General features: G+C 71.7%; 10 protein-coding genes. 5 read left to right on the forward strand and 5 right to left on the reverse strand.

Annotated features, from left to right (window positions below; translation table 11 throughout):
- The 3 genes from ftsL to mraZ form a co-directional block, all read right to left on the reverse strand.
- The coding region (gene ftsL / locus IZR01_RS41100) for a cell division protein FtsL (RefSeq protein ID WP_194926996.1) at positions 1-677 on the reverse strand (677 nt) is incomplete at its 3' end.
- 2 nt (positions 678-679) lie between these two features.
- Positions 680-1,630: a 16S rRNA (cytosine(1402)-N(4))-methyltransferase RsmH gene (rsmH, locus tag IZR01_RS41105; RefSeq protein WP_194898037.1), complete on the reverse strand. Its 951-nt coding sequence runs from the start codon at positions 1,628-1,630 to the stop codon at positions 680-682.
- A 292-nt stretch (positions 1,631-1,922) separates the two neighbouring features.
- Positions 1,923-2,366 (reverse strand): division/cell wall cluster transcriptional repressor MraZ, encoded by a 444-nt coding sequence (mraZ, locus tag IZR01_RS41110; protein WP_194898038.1) that lies wholly within the window; start codon positions 2,364-2,366, stop codon positions 1,923-1,925.
- A gap of 615 nt (positions 2,367-2,981) precedes the next feature.
- Here mraZ and IZR01_RS41115 point away from each other — a divergent pair.
- From IZR01_RS41115 to IZR01_RS41125, 3 genes are all read left to right on the forward strand, one after another.
- Complete coding sequence (locus IZR01_RS41115; RefSeq protein WP_228555685.1) at positions 2,982-4,004, forward strand: AAA family ATPase; 1,023 nt, start codon at positions 2,982-2,984, stop codon at positions 4,002-4,004.
- Positions 4,005-4,021: 17 nt separating this feature from the next.
- A complete protein-coding gene (locus IZR01_RS41120) occupies positions 4,022-5,353 on the forward strand; it encodes a DUF58 domain-containing protein (protein ID WP_194898039.1) in 1,332 nt (443 codons plus the stop codon).
- 79 nt (positions 5,354-5,432) lie between these two features.
- Positions 5,433-8,168, forward strand: coding sequence for a transglutaminase TgpA family protein (locus tag IZR01_RS41125; protein WP_194926997.1), 2,736 nt, complete (start codon positions 5,433-5,435; stop codon positions 8,166-8,168).
- Between the two features lie 105 nt (positions 8,169-8,273).
- Here the strand turns inward: IZR01_RS41125 and IZR01_RS41130 are convergent, their stop codons facing one another.
- Both IZR01_RS41130 and IZR01_RS41135 read right to left on the reverse strand, forming a co-directional pair.
- Positions 8,274-8,699, reverse strand: coding sequence for an SCO2097 family morphological protein (locus IZR01_RS41130; RefSeq protein ID WP_194898041.1), 426 nt, complete (start codon positions 8,697-8,699; stop codon positions 8,274-8,276).
- Between the two features lie 257 nt (positions 8,700-8,956).
- Positions 8,957-9,763 carry a methyltransferase gene (locus tag IZR01_RS41135; RefSeq protein WP_194898042.1) on the reverse strand — a complete coding sequence of 269 codons (807 nt, stop codon included), beginning with the start codon at positions 9,761-9,763 and terminating at the stop codon, positions 8,957-8,959.
- 267 nt (positions 9,764-10,030) lie between these two features.
- Between IZR01_RS41135 and IZR01_RS41140 the strand changes: the two genes are divergently transcribed.
- Together IZR01_RS41140 and IZR01_RS41145 are read left to right on the forward strand one after the other, a co-directional pair.
- The gene (locus tag IZR01_RS41140) at positions 10,031-11,983 is read left to right on the forward strand and encodes a DNA polymerase IV (RefSeq protein WP_194898043.1); all 1,953 of its coding nucleotides are present in this window, start codon (positions 10,031-10,033) and stop codon (positions 11,981-11,983) included.
- An 11-nt stretch (positions 11,984-11,994) separates the two neighbouring features.
- Positions 11,995-13,014, forward strand: a complete 1,020-nt coding sequence (locus IZR01_RS41145) for a pirin family protein (RefSeq protein ID WP_194926998.1) — start codon at positions 11,995-11,997, stop codon at positions 13,012-13,014.
- Positions 13,015-14,326 lie beyond the last annotated feature (1,312 nt).

The raw sequence follows: 14,326 nt of genomic DNA on the forward strand, positions 1-14,326 counted from the left end.
ACCGGAGGCTGCGGCACCGCGTTGGGCTTGGCACCCGGGCCGTTCGGCGCGGGCGGGACCGGGGTCGGGGTGGTCGGAGCCGGGGTGGTCGGCAGGACGGCCTCGCCGGGCGGCGCACCGTTCCCCGCCGGCGCGGAGCCGGAGGGCGAAGGCGTCGGCGTCGGCGCCGGGGTGGGCGAACCGAGCACCGAACCGTTCGGCGCGAGGAACGCCGGGTTCGGATTCGGCACCATGCCCATCTGCGAGGCCTTGGACGCCAGCGCGCCGGGACCGTCCAGGCTGTTGAGGGACTGCTGGATCTGCTCCGACTGCTGTTCGAGCTTGGTGGCGGTGGCCTTCTGCTGCTTTATGGTGAACGCGCCCTTGTTCAGCTCGGTGTTGAGGAACAGCAACGCCACCAGGCCGACCGTGCCCAGCACCAACAGGACGGCCACGAAGGGCAACAGCGAAGGCGTGCCCTTACGCCCGGCCAGGACGACGAGCCGCGGGGAGAGCCCGCCGCCCCGCCCCGAGCCGCCGGACCCGCCGGCACCACCACGCACCGCGCTGAACTTGCCCGCCGCGCCGCCGTTGCCGGAATCGCTCAAGGCGCCCAGTCGACTCGCCTCACCGCCGCTCTTGACCTCTCCGACCTCGCCGCCGCCCGAGCCCGTCGAACCACCAGCACCCGAAGCCACCGCTATCCCTCCCTCACACGCTCGGCGGCCCGCAGCTTCGCCGAGGCGGCCCGCGGGTTCTCCGCGATCTCCTTCTCGGTCGGCGGCTCGGCGCCCCGGGTCAGCAGCCGGAATTTCGGCTGGTACTGCTCGGGCACCACCGGCAGTCCCGGCGGCGCCGCCGATTCCGAGGCCGCCGCGAAGACCCGCTTGACCAGCCGGTCCTCCAGCGAGTGGTACGACAGCACCGCGATCCGTCCGCCCAGTTCCGTGGCCGCGACCGCCGCCGGCAGCGCGCGCTCCAGCACCGGGAGTTCGTCGTTGACCGCGATGCGCAGGGCCTGGAAGGTGCGCTTCGCGGGGTGGCCGCCGGTTCGGCGGGTGGCCGCCGGGATGGAGTCCCGGACCAATTCCGACAGACGCGCCGTCGTGGTGAACGGTTCCCGGTCGCGTTCGGCCACGATCCTGTCGGCGACGCGGCGGGCGAAGCGTTCCTCGCCGTAGTCGCGCAGGATGCGGGCGATCTCAGTGGCCGGATACGTGTTCACGATCTCCGCCGCCGTGATGCCGCGCGTGGCGTCCATGCGCATGTCCAGCGGCGCGTCGTAGCTGTAGGCGAACCCGCGCTCGCGCATGTCCAGCTGGAGCGAGGAGACTCCGAGGTCGAACAAGGTCCCGGACAGCGCCGGGACGCCGAGGCGGTCCAGCACCGAGGGGATCTCGTCGTACACCGCGTGCACCAGCGTCGCGCGCTCGCCGAACGGCGCCAGGCGCTTGCCCGCGGCCTCCAGGGCCTGCGGGTCGCGGTCCAGGCCGATCAGCCGCGCGTTCGGGAACCGTTTCAGCAACGCCTCGCTGTGCCCGCCGAGCCCCAGCGTCGTGTCCAGCACGACCGCGCCGGGCCGCTCCAGAGCCGGGCCGAGGAGGTCGACGCAGCGTTCGAGCATGACCGGGATATGCGTCGCGCTAGTCATCGGTGGTGGATTCCGCCTTCGCCAGTGCCGTCTTCGTACGCGCCCACGGTACCGAGCCGGCCTCATAAGCCGCGCACGCCGCGCGCCTGAGGCACGCACGCCGCGCACCTTCTGGTCCCCGCCCGTTCTTGCCGGCTCACCGCGGGCTGGCACCGGGGAAGGTGTGCCAGCCGCGGCGGGCCGGTCGAGCGGGAGGAGGCCACAGGGCACGCGGCGCGTGGTCCGAGCCGGCTGAGCTAGCCGATCCGGAAGCAAGGAGTAGAGGGCAGGGGGTAGTTAGCAGAGAGCAGTCTTAGGGGGCCGCCTCCGATCCGGTCGCCGAGAACGCGGACTCGGCCTGGGCCAGGTAGTCGGACCACGCCGTGGCGTCCCAGACCTCCAGCCGGGTGTCGGCGCCGATCACCACGCACTCCCGGGTCAGCCCGGCGTACTCGCGCAGCGGCGCCGGGATCACGATCCGGCCCTGCGTGTCCGGCTGGCAGTCGTAGGCGCTGGCGAAGAACACCCGGTGGTAGTCCCGGGAGGAGCGGCCTGCGGCCGCTTCGGGCGAACCGGGCCGGGAGGCGCTGCGCATCTGCGCCGTCAGCTCGGCGAAGCCCTCGGCGGTCCAGACCGCCAGACAGCGCTCCTGCCCCTTGGTCACCACCAGACCCGCGGCCAGTTCCTCGCGGAACCGGGCCGGAAGGATCAGCCGGCCTTTGTCGTCCAAGGAGGGCGTGTAGGTCCCGAGGAACACTCGCGCCTCCTCCCGGGCCGTCGGCGTTCAAGTCGGTGTCCAGGTCGGTGTCCAGGTTCGGTATCGGTAGCACAGCGGGTCCGTAAAAAATCTGCGCATTGCGCGGTAGGCCGAATCCCGGCCCGGTGCCGCTCCACTTCCCCCCACTGTACTCCACCAAACCTTCCCGGCAACCCGGGAACGTGGAATCCGAGCAGGTCACAGTGGCCCCGGACACCCGTTCGGGGATTGCCCCGAACGGGCCGTGCAACGCCGAATCGTCCGGCATGCGTCTTGTCTTCAACGAGCGGGGAAAGCCGGTGGTCCAGACCAGTGGGCCAAACTTTTGACCGGATCTATTGCCCTACCGGCCCCGCTGTGAGCGAAGATCTGAGGAGTACATGTTTTCTGCTGACCGCGCGCCATGCGATCAGCGGTGGAGTGCTATCGGTCGCGTGCGAAGGAGTGCGCGGCGGGGGCCCGGCGGGCGTGGAGTCCCGGATCCGACAGATCCGGCGAATCCGCGGCGGCGGGCGGGGCGGCCGTGCGATCATCGCGCGGCCGATCTGACAGCGGTGGGAGGAACCTGTGACGGTCGGCAACAGCGAACTGGGTTACACCGGGGGCGGCGGCGGTCTGGACGCCGTCACGGCGCCCGGACCGCGTGCGCGGACCGGGGTCGGCCCCGCCGACCTGGAGCGCATCTCCGCGACCACCACCCGGATCCGGACCGCGGTGGAGACGGTCATCGAGGGCAAGCCCGAGGTGGTCAAGCTGGCGGTCACGGTGCTGCTGGCCGAGGGCCACCTGCTGCTGGAGGACGTGCCCGGGGTCGGCAAGACCATGCTGGCCAAGGCGCTGGCCAAGTCCATCGACTGCACCGTGCGGCGGATCCAGTTCACCCCGGACCTGCTGCCCTCGGACATCACCGGGGTGTCGATCTTCGACCAGCAGCGCAAGGAGTTCGAGTTCAAGCCCGGCGCCATCTTCGCCAACTTCGTGGTGGGCGACGAGATCAACCGCGCTTCGCCCAAGACCCAGTCGGCACTGCTGGAGTCGATGGAGGAGCGGCAGGTGACGGTGGACGGCACCACGTTCCACCTGGAGGCGCCGTTCATGGTGGTGGCCACCCAGAACCCGATCGAGATGGAGGGCACCTACCCGCTGCCCGAGGCCCAGCGCGACCGGTTCATGGCCCGCATCTCCGTCGGCTACCCGGCCCCGGCCGCCGAGCTGCGGATGCTGGACACCCACGGCCAGATCTCGCCGCTGGAGGAGTTGCGCCCGGTCGCCGACGCCTCCGAGATCGCGCACCTGATCGAGGCCGTGCGGCACATCCACGTCTCCGACGAGGTCCGGCGCTACACCGTGGACCTGGTGAACGCCTCGCGCACCTCCCCCGAACTGCGCCTGGGCGCCTCGCCCCGGGCCACGCTCCAGCTGGTCCGGGCGGCCCGGGCCGCCGCGGCGATGGAGGGCCGCGACTTCGTGCTGCCGGACGACATCCAGCACCTGGCGGTCTCGGTCCTGGCGCACCGCCTGCTGCCCACCGCCGAGACCCAGATCAGCCGCCGCACCACCGAGCAGGTGGTGGCCGGGCTGGTCGCCGCGGTACCGGTGCCGTCGCTCGGCGGCGGTGCGCACCACTCCCGCCGCTAGCGCCGAGGAAGGGCATCATGTCCGCCCAACAGAACCAGAACACCGAGAACACCGACGGGCGCGGCGGGCGGCTGTCCGGGCTCACCACCAGGGGCCGGTCGTTCCTGGCCGCGGGCCTGGCGGCGATGGCCTGCGGCATGCTGTTCGACTACAAGGTGCTGCTGCGGGTCGGCGCGATGCTGGCGATGCTGCCGCTGATCGCGATCATGGTGCTGGCCCGCACCCGGTACCGGGTGTCGTGCCGCCGGGCGCTGGAGCCGGCCCGGGTCGGGGTCGGCCAGGAGGCGCGCGTGCACCTGCGGCTGGAGAACGTCTCCCGGCTGCCCTCGGGCACGCTGCTGGTCGAGGACCGGGTGCCGTACGTACTCGGCTCCCGGCCGCGCTTCGTGCTGAACAAGGTCGAGCCCAACGGCCGGCGCCGGGTGGTCTACCGCGTCCGCTCCGACGTGCGCGGCCGCTACCTGCTGGGCCCGCTGGCGCTGCGGCTGGCCGACCCGTTCGGGCTGGTGGAGCTGTCCCGCTCGTTCTCGGCGCAGCACGCGCTGACCGTGACCCCGCAGGTCCACACCCTGCCGAACGCCCCGGTCGGCCAGGCCTGGAGCGGCCGCGGCGAGGGCCACGCGACCTCGGTGGCCGCGGCCGGCGAGGACGACATCGGCACCCGCGAGTACCGGCACGGCGATGACCTGCGGCGCGTGCACTGGCGCTCGACCGCGCGCACCGGGGAGCTGATGGTCCGGCGCGAGGAGCAGGTGTGGCAGAGCCGCGCGACGATCCTGCTGGACACCCGGGCGATCGCGCACCGCGGCGACGGCCCGGCCTCCTCCTTCGAGTGGGCGGTCTCCTCGGCCGCCTCGATCGCGATCCACATGGCCCGGCACGGTTACGCGGTGCGGCTGCTGACCGAGACCGGCCAGGCGGTGACCGCCGCGGCGCACGACTCCTCGGCGGCGGTCGGCCTGGACTTCGAGGGCATGCTGTTGGACGCGCTGGCGGTGGTGGAGATGAGCAACGCCGCGACGCTGTCCGGCGCGAACTCGATGCTGCGCCAGGGCGGCGGGGACAGCCTGGTGATCGCCGTGCTCGGCGACCTGTCCGGGGACGACGCCTCGGAACTGGCCCGGGTGCGGCACTCCACGACCTCCGGCGTGGCCTTCGCGATGGACACCTCGGCCTGGCTCGGCGGCCGCCCGATGCCGCAGTCCCAGGCCCGCTTCACCGGCTCCGCGCAGGTGCTGCGGGTCGGCGGGTGGCGCGTGGTGGAGGTGGAGCCGGGCGACCGGCTGCCGGAGCTGTGGGAGCAGGCGGCCCGGCACGGCTCCAAGATGGAACTGGGGGCCACGCGATGAACTCCGCTGCGGGGGCGCGCGTGGATACCGGTGCGCACAAGGATTTCTGGGACCGACCAGACGACGGGGGCTGGAAGCGATGACCGGCAGATTGCGCATAGGCATAGCCGCGGCCGTCGCGCTGCTGCTCACCTCCTCGGGGCTGCTGCGGCTGCTGGCGCCGGGAACCTGGGTCTGGCCGATCGTGCTGGCGGTGATCGTGGCCGCCGCCTCCGGCGAGCTGTTCCGCCGGCTGATCCGGCCCCGGCCGCTGGTGGTGCTGGCCCAGGCCGTCGTCGTGTTCTGGTACGACATGGTGCTGCTGGCGCACGACGAGGCGTTCGCCGGCGTGCTGCCGACCTGGTCGGTGTTCAGCCGGCTCGGGAACCTGTACTCCACCGGCGCGCACGACATCCGCGACACCTTCGTCGGCGGCCAGGCCACCTCGGGCATCGCCGCGATCCTGGTGCTGTCGCTGAGCGCGCTGGCGGTGCTGGTGGACGCGCTGGCCGCGACCTACGCGGCGGCCCCGCTGGCCGGCCTGCCGCTGCTGGCGCTGTACCTGGTCCCGGCCACCCGCAGCGGCGGCGGCTATGACTGGCTGGCCTTCGCGCTGGCCGCGGCCGGCTACACCGCGCTGCTCTCGGCCGAGGGCCGGGACCGGCTGGGCCGCTGGGGCCGGCCGCTGGTGCACGCCGGGCGGCAGCGCACCGGGGCCGACGGCAAGCCGGTCGCGGCGCCCAAGGCCCGGGTGGACACCGGCCCGATCGCCGCCACCGGCCACCAGATCACGATGTACGCGCTGGTGCTGGCGGTGCTGGCGCCGATCCTGCTGCCCACGGTCTCCGGCGGCCTGTTCGGGATCGGGCCGGACAGCGGCAACGGGAACGGGAACGGCAACAAGGACAACGGCTCGTTCAGCCAGGTCCTGAACCTCAAGGCGACCCTGGCCTCCCACTCCGAGGCGCCGGTGCTGAACTACACCTCGACCAAGCCGGAGTACCTGCGGCTGCAAACCCTGGACGAGTTCAACGCCAAGAGCACCACGCCGTGGACCCCGGATCCGAACGCGCCGCTGAACCCGCTCCCCGACGACGGAACCGTCTCGGCCACCGTCCCCGGCCTCACCCTCACCAACGGCGTCCAGCCGCCCACGGTCAACGTGAACATCGACTACGAATCGCACATGACCACCAAGGTCACCGCCACCGGGCTGAGCTCACTGCCGCTGCCGTATCCGGCCAAGCACGTCGGGATCCCGACGACGGGCTTCTCCTACGACACCAACTCGCTGGCCGTCATGGGCGTGAGCACGATCTACGACGGGATGTCGTACAGCGCGACGGTCTACGACACGACCTCGCTCCCGCCGGGGGCACTGGCCAACGTCACCGGCCTGACCCCACAGGACATGACCCAGTTCAAACTGGGCCAGGACCTGGACGCCACCGGCACCCCGTCCGAAGTGGTGCAACTGGCCCAGCGCATCGTGGCGGGCAAGACCAACCCGGTCGACAAGGCACAGGCGATCCAAAACTACTTCCTGGACCCGGCCAGCGGCTACTCCTACACGCTGAACGTGCCGGACAACATGACCGGCGCCAGCGCGATGACGTACCTGCTCCACGAGAAGAAGGGCTTCTGCCAGCTCTACGCCGACACCATGGCGGCGATGGCCCGGGCGGTGGGCATCCCGGCGCGGGTGGCCCTGGGCTTCACCCCCGGGGTGCAGACCGGCGGCCAGTGGCAGGTGAAGGAGCAGGACTACCACTCCTGGCCGGAGCTGTACTTCCACGGCATCGGCTGGCTGCGGTTCGAGCCGACCGTGGGCATCGACAACACCCTGATCAGCGGCGGCCACGGCAGGATCCCGAACTACAGCACCAGCACCGCCGGCAGCACCACGGCGCCGTCGCAGAACCCGACGTCGACCACCGGCCCGAGCTCCACGGCCTCCTCGGCCAACAAGTGCCCGGTGCAGATCCGCAAGGCCGGCGGCTGCACCGACAACAACACCGACACCGGCACCGCGGCCCCGGCGGCGAAGTCGAAGTTCAGCTGGCTGGGCTGGCTCGGGGCGATCCCGCGGTTCCTGCAGTACTGGCTGTTCGGCGGGTCCGGATACGCCATCGCGGTGCGGTTCGTCCTGCTGGCCCTGCTGCTCATCGCCTGCGTGCCGATGGTGCTGCGGATCGCCCGGCGGCGGGCCCGCGGCAAGCTGGCCTCCGGCCGGCGGGCGAAGGGCGGCCCCGAGGGCGAGGACGGCCTGGACTGGGAGTCGGCCGACGTGCCCTCGCCCCGCCGGCCCGAGGAGGACCCGGAACGGCAGCGGATCCTGGCGGCCTGGGACGAGGTCCGGGACAGCGCCACCGACCTGGGCTACTCCTGGCCGGTCTCGGAGACCCCGCGGCGCAGCGCCGAGCGGATCATCCGGCAGGCGCACCTGTCGCGGCCGGCCCAGGACGCGATGGGCCGGGTCACCGGACTGGCCGAACGGGCCAACTACGCCCGGACGCTGCGCCGTCCGAGTGCGCCCGAGACCGCCCCGACGCCGGCCCTGATGGACGACGTCAAGGTGATCCGGGCCGGGCTGGCCGAGCCGGTGTCCCGGCGGACCCGGATCCGGGCCACGGTGCTGCCGCCCTCGGCGCTGGCCGCGCTGCGGGAGCGCCGGGAGGACTTCACCGGACGGGTCTATGAGCGGGTGCAGGGTGCCGGGTCGCGGCTGCGGCCTCGCGGGTCGCGGGGCGGGTCGGGCGGATCCGGATCCGGCGAGTCGGGCGGGTCGAGCGGGTCCCGGCCGGAGCGCCGCGGCGACGGCCACGGCGGTCGGTGACCGCGGGTAACAGATCACAGAGCGAAGGCCGGGCCCCGATCACGGGGCCCGGCCTTCAAGCTTGGGCAGAGCGTGCTTGCGCAGAAGCTTGCGCAGAACGTGCTGCTACATGTTGCCTTCGTCGCGACGGCGCTGCCAGCGCTCTTCGAAGCGGCGCATCGTGGGCTGCCTGGCCTGACGGCCCTGGCGCCCCTGGCGGCCGGACTTGCCGGCCACGGCCCGGGCCCGGCGGCGGGCGATCGGCACGATCTCGCCGGGAGCCGGGATCCGGCGCCAACTGGCGTAGGTCAGCCAGGCGCAGGCCAGCATCACCACGAAACCGGCGACGCTCAGCGCGATCTGGGAGATCACCACCCCGGCGACCAGCATCCCGACGCCGAGCACGAAGCCGATCACGGCCAGGAGGGCGCGGCGCCGGAACAGCGCGCGCAGATCCGCTCCTTGCAGCGCGGAGGCGAACTTGGGGTCCTCCGCGTGCAGCGCGCGCTCCATCTGCTCCAGCAGGCGCTGCTCATGATCAGACAGCGGCACTTGGCCTATCCTCCCAGCATCCACAGCCACCCATCGGCGGTGACTGTCTCAAGAATAAGCAGACCACGAGCTCTACGAAAGCTCTCATCGGAACGGATCACACGACCCCTTCACCGGAACGATGCCCTGGTATGCGCTGGGCTACTCATGGCGCCATCCCGATGGCGGGGACACTATCTGGTCCACCCCTTACAAGAACGTTCCGGAGCCGGAAAAGGTTCGCTCCCAGTACCGTCTGGTTCTTACGTAAGCAGGTATTAAGAAGCGATCTTGCGAGCCAGCAGGTGCAGCCTGCCAGCCACCGCCCGGAACTCCGGCCGGTCGGCCACGGCCGCCTCCAGCGCCGCCAGATCGGCGGCGCCGTGCGGCTCGGTGTCGACCAGGGCGCCGGGGACCAGGTCGGTGAACACCCGCACCCCGTGCACCGACTGCACCGTCAGCCCCGCGTCGGCCAGCAGCCGGGACAGCTGTTCCTCGTCGAAGCGGGCGGCCAGCGGGTCCTGCGCCCCGAACCGGCCGCGCGGGTCGGCCAGCGCGCGCCGGGCCTCGGCGAAGTGCCCGCCGAGGGCCCGGGCCACCACCGCCGCGGTCCGGTTGGCGGCCAGCACGCTCACCACGCCGCCGGGGCGCAGCACGTCGGCGACCACGGCCAGCCCGACCGCCGGGTCGTCGGCCATCTCCAGGACGCCGTGGCACAGGACCAGGTCCACGCTGCCCGGCTCGACGTGCTCCAGCAGGCCGGCGAGGTCGCCCTGGACGGCCCGCAGCGCGTCCTTGGGCACGCCGGCCTCGGCGGCCCGGCGCTCCAGCGCGGCCAGCGCGTCGGGGCTGGGGTCCACGACCGTGACCCGGTGCCCGAGCTCGGCGATCGGGACCGCGAAGCCGCCGGTGCCGCCGCCGACGTCGAGCACGTCGCGGGGGGTGGGAGCGTCCAGGACGGCGCTCACGGCCTGCCACAGGACGGCGGTGCGGGCCTGGCCGCGGCGGGCCGGGGCCGGACCCGATCCGGCGGATCCCGCGCTCGCGGCGGGGGCGGCGGTCGCGCTGGCGGCGCTGTCGGCCATGAGGGGTGCACTCCTGCGGGTCGGCTCGGCTGGGGTCCGGCGGGCTTCGCCGGCGGCCTCGGTGGAACCACCTGGGGCTTCATCGTGGCACGGTGCGGCTTCAGGGCCAGCGTAGTGGACCGGGGGGCGGGTGGTCCGGGGTGTCTCGCAGCGCATCACCGCCACCGTGTCACTCGCGGCACGTCACTCGCACCGCACCACCGCCACCGCGTCACGCGCCCCGCGTCACTGCCAGCAGGTGTCAGTGGCTGGGGGCACGATGGTCAGGTGCGCAGCCTGCCCTCCATCCTCCACGTCGACCTGGACGCGTTCTACGCGTCGGTGGAGCAGCTGCACAAGCCGAGCCTGCGCGGCAAGCCGGTGGTGGTCGGCGGCATCGGGAACCGGGGCGTGGTCTCGACCGCGTCGTACGAGGCGCGGGCCTTCGGCGTGCACTCGGCGCTGGCGACCGGGATCGCCCGCCGCCGGGCGCCGAACGCGGCGTACCTGATCCCGCGCTTCGGCGCGTACCAGGTCTACAGCGAGCGGGTCATGGCCCTGATGCACGAGTTGTCGCCGCTGGTCGAACCACTCAGCCTCGACGAGGCATTCATCGACATATCACACTTAATGGAACCGATTGACAGACAATCGAGCCGTAATGCGACACTGAAAGCACGACAAGTCGCCGACGACCTCAGAACCCGCATCAAAACCGAAACCGGACTCACCGCCTCCATCGGCGCCGGCAGCAGCAAACTCATCGCGAAGATCGCCTCGGACGCCGAGAAGCCCGACGGCCTGGTCATCATCGAACCCGGCACCGAGCAGACCTGGCTGGACCCGCTCCCGGTGCGGGCGCTGTGGGGCGTCGGCCCGGCCACCGCCGAACGGCTGCGCAAGATCGGCGCCACCACCGTCGCCGAACTGCGGACCCTGAGCCACGCCGAACTGACCGCGGCCGTGGGCGCCTCCTACGGCGCCACCCTCTACGCGATCGCCCGCGGCCAGGACGACCGCGACGTCAGCACCGACCGCGAGCTGAAGTCGGTGAGCGTGGAGGACACCTTCGCCGAGGACCTCCTCGACCCGGCCACCATCACCGCCCACATGGACGACCTGGTCACCCGGCTGAGCGGCCGGATCCGCAAGGCGGGCCGCTCCGGCCGGACGATCACCATCAAGGTCCGGGGCCACGACTTCACCACCGTGTCCCGCAGCGAGACCACCCCCAACCCGACCGACGACCCGGCGGCCATCCGGGCCGCCACACACCGCATGCTGCCCGGGGCGGTGGCGGCCGCCACCCAGCTCACGCCGGGCGTCCGGCTGCTCGGCGTGGGACTCACCGGGCTCGCCGAGTGGGCCCAGCTCGACCTGTTCAGCGCTGAGGAGGGCGACGACACGCTCGACTTCTGGGACCGGGACGCCGAGACCGCGCCGGGCGACTCCGACGGCGACTTCGACATGGACATGCCCCGCGGCGTGGTCGAGGGCTCGGCCGCCCCGGCCGCCCCGCAGCCGCCTCCGGACCCCGACCCGCAGCCCGACCCGGCCGACATAACCACCCCGGTCCCGACCGTCGAGGGCGAGCGCTCCCCGCGCCAGTTCGGACCGCTGCCACCCGGAACCCGCGGCGCCGTCGAGGCCGCGGGCGCCGAGCGCCGCCTCCTGCCGGGCCAGGACGTGACGCACGACGAGTTCGGCGGCGGCTGGGTGCAGGGCAGCGGACTGGGCCGGGTGACCGTGCGGTTCGAGCGCCCGTGGACCGGACCCGGACGTATCAAGACCTTGCGTTCCGACGACCCGGCCCTGCGGCTCACCGATGCCGCGGACCTCGCCCGGGAGGCACTCGAACTGCTCGCCGGGCGCGGCCCCGACGACGGCATTAGCATCGGCGACATGACTGATGAGCCCGCCAAGACCGAGGTCGTCGACAACGAACTCGAAGACCGCTTCGAGATCTGGCACGGCGACCGCCTCGCGGGCTTCGCCGCCTACCGGCGGCGCGGCGACGCGACGGTCTTCGTGCACACCCAGATCGAGCCCGAGTTCGAGGGCAAGGGGCTGGCGTCGGTGCTGGCACGGCGGGCGCTGGACGAGACCGTGGCCCGGGGCCAGGCCATCATCCCGGTGTGCCCGTTCATCGCCGCCTACCTGCGCAAGCACCCTGAGTACGAGGAGCACGTGCGCTGGCCCGCCCCCGACTCCCCGGCCGGCGACCACTCCGGCGACCGCTGAGCGCCGACACCATGAGCAACCTCGACGCGAACCCACCCGAACAGGACTGCCCGGCCAAGGACGACCCGGGCCCGGTAGCCGAGTTCCACGAAGCCCGCGACGTCCCACTGGGCGGCGTGCGCGGCGTCCACGTAATGCGCACCCTCCCCCAGCGCATCCTGCCGACAGTCGGCGCCTGGTGCTTCCTGGACCACTTCGGCCCCCAAGCAGCCGCGATGAACGTCAACCCGCACCCCCACATCGGCCTGCAAACCGTCACCTGGCCGTTCCAGGGCGACGTCCGGCACCGCGACAGCGTGGGCTCCGACGTCGTGGTCCGGCCACGCCAGCTGAACATCATGACCGCCGGCCACGGCATCGCCCACTCGGAGTTCGGGATCGAGCCCGGCCAGATCGGCCACGGCCTCCAGCTATGGACCGCACTGCCCGCCGAGCACCGCGACATCGCCCCGCACTTCGAGCAGCACCGGGAGCTACCCGTCTACGAGGTCCCGGGCCTACGCGCACTGGTCTTCCTCGGCACCCTGGACAACGTCACCTCCCCGGCGACGACCTACTCCCCGATCCTCGGCGCGGACATCACCCTCAACCCCGGCGCCACCGCGACCATCCCCCTGACCAACTACCACGAGCACGCCGTCATGGTCATCGACGGCGACCTCACCGTCGCCGCCGCCACCAGCACTGGCACTGGCACTGGCACTAACGCCAACACCGACACCGACACCGACACCGCCGTCCCACCCGGCCCACTCCTCTACCTCGGCACCGGCCGCAGCGAACTGACACTCACCAGCCGCACCGGCGCCCACCTGATCCTCCTCGGCGGCCAACCGTTCCGCGAGGACATCGTCATGTGGTGGAACTTCGTGGCACGCACCCATGAGGACATTGAGGAGGCGCGCAACGACTGGGAGAAGCGCAACACCGAGCGCTTCCCGGACATCGCAGGGCACACGGTCGCCGAGCGGATCCCCGCTCCGCCGCTGCCTGGGGTGCGGCTTAAGGCTCGCGGGCGGGGGGCCCGCTAGGGACGCTGCTGGGGGTTCGGGTCTTTTGTGGGAGGCTGGAGTTTGCGGGCCGGGCTGCGGTTGGCGTGTGGATTTCAAAGCTCTTTACGGCCTTCGGTCATGGTTGTGCCGGTTCGGGGTTCGGGTCGGCAGGTGTGTTTGTCGGCTGCCGGTTTACGTGTTCACGACCCCGCCGCACCTCAGGCCTCTTCAACTCCGGCAAGTTGGAACAAGGGCCAGATCAAGAGCAAGATCAAGAGTAAGATCCAGAGCCAGATCAAGAGCAAGATCAAGATCAAAGACTGTGATGAAGAGCCCGGCGCCTCCGGCGGGGGCTCTTGGCTCCCTCGGGGAACTGGCGCGGTTCCATAGGGTGGTCGCCTCAGGGCACTGCGGCGGCGGTTTGTGAGGTGGTGCGGTCCGTTCCCCACGGCCGCGTCGTCAGCCCCAAGGGGTACAGCGCCGAACCCCGGGAGTAAAGTCCGCGCCCTTGCGGTCGGGCACGCAGGTGGCGGCCGCGTACAGCGCGAACTTGACTCCCGAGAACCGGCACTGTAGGCAAAGCCCTGCCGACGCGACCGAGGGGAACGAACCGAAAACCGACCGGAAGAATAGCAATCGAAGGGCCCATAGACGCGGCCTAACGATGCGGCTGCCGGTGAGGGCGTGGCAGCGGGTCGGTGGTCAGTTGGTCGAGAACATGCCCGGGTGCAGTAGGGACCAGCTGTGCCTCAGCGGGCTTCCAGGACCGGGCCGATCCGGCGCCCGCCAACCCGGAGTGCGCAGCCTCGGGGACTGTCGCGTCGACCAGCACCCTGACCGGCGGCCGAACTCGCCGAGTCGCCGGTACCGAACCCCCGGGCTTTGCACCTATCCGGTCGGTTTTCGGTTCGTTCCCCTCGGTCGCGTCGGCAGGGCTTTGCCTACAGTGCCGGTTCTCGGGAGTCAAGTTCGCGCTGTACGCAGCCGCCACCTCCACGCCTGACCGCAGCCGCGCGGACTTTACTCCCGGGGTTCGGCGCTGTACCCCTTGGGGCTGACGACGCGAGCGAGGGGAACGGACCGCAACCACCTCACAAACCGCCGCCGCAGGGCCCTGACCCGGCCACCCTATGGAACCGCGCCAGTTCCCCGAGGGAGCCAAGAGCCCCCGCCGGAGGCGCCGGCCCTTCATCACAGTTTTTGATCTGGATCTGGCTCTTGATCGTCGGGTGGCCCGGGGCATCTCAGCCCCGGGCTCCCACAGATCCGGACGTGACAGTCTCCCGTCATCCGGCTCTTGTTGTCCTGGTCACGGGCCTGCCGGGGGCGTGATCGTCCAGTGAGGGAAGTA

It is taken from the genome of Catenulispora pinisilvae, from assembly GCF_015356865.1.
GTDB classification, from domain to species: domain Bacteria; phylum Actinomycetota; class Actinomycetes; order Streptomycetales; family Catenulisporaceae; genus Catenulispora; species Catenulispora pinisilvae.

Bases quoted from the DNA above. Each gene is read 5' to 3' on its own strand.
- rsmH (WP_194898037.1), bottom strand. From the start codon at position 1,630: ATGACTAGCGCGACGCATATCCCGGTCATGCTCGAACGCTGCGTCGAC.
- IZR01_RS41120 (WP_194898039.1), top strand. From the start codon at position 4,022: ATGTCCGCCCAACAGAACCAGAACACCGAGAACACCGACGGGCGCGGC.
- IZR01_RS41125 (WP_194926997.1), top strand. From the start codon at position 5,433: ATGACCGGCAGATTGCGCATAGGCATAGCCGCGGCCGTCGCGCTGCTG.
- IZR01_RS41135 (WP_194898042.1), bottom strand. From the start codon at position 9,763: ATGGCCGACAGCGCCGCCAGCGCGACCGCCGCCCCCGCCGCGAGCGCG.
- IZR01_RS41145 (WP_194926998.1), top strand. From the start codon at position 11,995: ATGAGCAACCTCGACGCGAACCCACCCGAACAGGACTGCCCGGCCAAG.